We start from the raw sequence: 1,864 nt of genomic DNA, 5'->3' as shown, positions 1-1,864 counted from the left end.
GGCCCTGGCCGCCGCCCCCTCCGGCCGCGGCTCGAAGTCCACCCCCAAGCCGGGTGACGTCTGATCGTTCACCATGAGTGACGCGCCAACGGTGCCCCAACCTGCGCGGGGCGCCTGGCCCGCCCCACTCCACATCCAGTCTCCCCGGCCCGACCACCAGCACAATCGAGACATCTGGCTCGACCTGCGTGCCGTTGCCCGACCAGCGTGTCCGCTCAGGCGACGGCATGCATCCCGCTGGCCAGGCTGTCCACCTAGGCGACGGCACGCGTTCCACACCGCCGCCCAGTCCGAAGGGCAAGCCGTTGGCTAGCTCACGGGACAGCACATGGCCAGGCGGACGGGACCTGGCCCGTTCGGCGTCGGACGGCTGGCCGTCGCTCGACGAGTGGCGCGACCAACGCAATAACCGCCTCAGCACCTCGGAGCCACAAACCTCGGACACAGAGGACGCGACCACACCGATCACCGACGATCCACCTGCCGAGGCCGTGCCCGGTCGGGCGGACACCGGATGGCAGGACACGACCGGCGCACGTTCGGAGACCCCACAAGCCACCGACACCGGCGGCCGCTCCGCCGAACGGGGCTCGGCCGAACGGGGCTCGGCCGAACGGGGCTCGGCCGAACGGGGCTCGGCCGAACGGGGCTCGGCCGAACGGGGCTCGGCCGGACCGGGCTCGGCCGGACCGGGCTCGGCCGAACGGGGCTCGGCCGGATCGGGCTCCGGCGAGAGCATCCCGGCCGCCGGGCAGGCGGGGACCGGACGGGATGCCGGCGATGAGACCCCTGATGGCAGTGGCTACGGAGGCGAGGGGTGGCACTCCGAGGTGCTGGCCGGCAGTAGCTGGTTCGCGGACGACCAGGCGGCCGACGGCAGCAAACGAACGGGCAGGAGACGCCGATCCACCGGCCCTCCCCCCGACCACTTCAGTGAGGACCCTGGAGATCGCCCCAGCGACCCGGCTGGGAAGGCGCGACGAACCGGCTGGGAGGACAGGCCCTCCGATCAGGGAGTCGAAGGTTCCGAATGGGAAGGCCGCGGACCCGGCTGGGAGAGCGGCCGTTCCGATCTGGAAGTCGAAGGTTCTGGCTGGGAAGGCCGCCCATCCGGCCCGGACGGCCACCGATCCGACCCGGACGGCCACCGATCCGACCCGGAGGGCCACCGAGCTGACCCGGAGGGCCACCGATCCGACCCGGACGGCAGGCGTTCCGGCCGGAAGGGCCGTCGAGCCGGCCGGGAGGGGCGACGGGCCGGTGAGAAGGGCCGGCGGAGTCGTGGCTGGCTACCCGATGGGCCCGAGGCCGACAGCCCTGCCGGGACCAGCCCCGACGCCGACCCGGAGTCAGTGGCCCGGGCCATCTGCCTCCGTCTCCTCACCATGGCGCCCAAGACCCGAGCCCAGCTCGCCGAGGCCCTCCGCAAACGTGACGTACCGGAAGAAGTCGCCGAGGCGGTGCTCGGCCGGTTCTCCGAGCTGGGTCTGATCAACGATGAGGCGTTCGCGGAGGCCTGGGTCGATTCCCGGCACCACGGCCGCGGCCTGGCCCGCCGCGCCCTGGCCGCGGAGCTGCGCCACCGGGGCGTCGACAACGACACGGTCAAGGAAGCCGTGGAGCGTCTGGACCCTGACCAGGAGGCGGAGACGGCTCGTCGGCTGGTGGACCGCAAGCTCGCCGCCACCCGCTCCCTGGACCCGCAAACCCGCACCCGCCGCCTCGCGGGGATGCTCGCTCGCAAGGGCTACTCGTCAGGCTTGGCCTACCGCGTCATCCGGGAAGCCCTGGAAGAGGAGGGCATCGACCTGGAGGCCGACTTTCCGTAGGGTCCGGCACCAACCTGCAATGACCCGCCCAACCC

General features: G+C 72.6%; 1 protein-coding gene. It reads left to right on the top strand.

Annotation, left to right across the window (positions count from 1 at the left end; all coding sequences use genetic code 11):
• Positions 1–227 precede the first annotated feature (227 nt).
• On the top strand, positions 228–1,829 hold the full coding sequence (recX, locus tag ETD86_RS57765) for a recombination regulator RecX (RefSeq protein ID WP_211370938.1): 1,602 nt from the start codon (positions 228–230) through the stop codon (positions 1,827–1,829).
• Positions 1,830–1,864: the final 35 nt, after the last annotated feature.

This window comes from Nonomuraea turkmeniaca (assembly GCF_005889735.1).
Taxonomy (GTDB): Bacteria; Actinomycetota; Actinomycetes; order Streptosporangiales; family Streptosporangiaceae; genus Nonomuraea; species Nonomuraea turkmeniaca.
This window is presented reverse-complemented; position numbering and strand designations above follow the sequence as displayed.

Excerpts from the sequence above, each read along its gene's own strand:
- recX (WP_211370938.1), top strand. The coding sequence starts at position 228 with ATGCATCCCGCTGGCCAGGCTGTCCACCTAGGCGACGGCACGCGTTCC.